Origin of the sequence: Stenotrophomonas maltophilia group sp. RNC7 (assembly GCF_030910085.1) — a bacterium.
Taxonomy (GTDB): domain Bacteria; phylum Pseudomonadota; class Gammaproteobacteria; order Xanthomonadales; family Xanthomonadaceae; genus Stenotrophomonas; species Stenotrophomonas sepilia.
Genome location: NZ_JAVFVN010000583.1, coordinates 1 through 313 on the forward strand (window position 1 = coordinate 1; position 313 = coordinate 313).

General features: G+C 31.9%; 1 protein-coding gene. It reads right to left on the bottom strand.

The annotated features are described in order from the left end of the window. A partial coding sequence (locus RCF13_RS11050; protein WP_308141181.1) for a hypothetical protein occupies positions 1 to 313 on the bottom strand: 313 nt, incomplete at both ends.

Consider the following 313-nt stretch of genomic DNA (forward strand, 5'->3'; position numbering starts at 1 on the left):
AAATCGATTAATAAATTGTTCTATCTGCATATCGGAATCCATGTCTATTTCTTCTCCTATACGTTCTCCTAATGTGATCGGCGCTCCATCATCTTCGTAAATAAACATATCCAGTCCATCTATGTATTTATGTTTATAATATTCCAATGCTTTTTCAACATCTTCTATGTCCATTTCTAAAATCGAAGCGATAACCGGTGGCTTTTCATTCATCAATTCTGCCTTCTTGATTTTGAAAAAATTAATTTTAGCAGTCCTTGAGAATTTAATTGAATCTTGATGATCTCTTAAAAATCTTCTTATGCTACCTTGT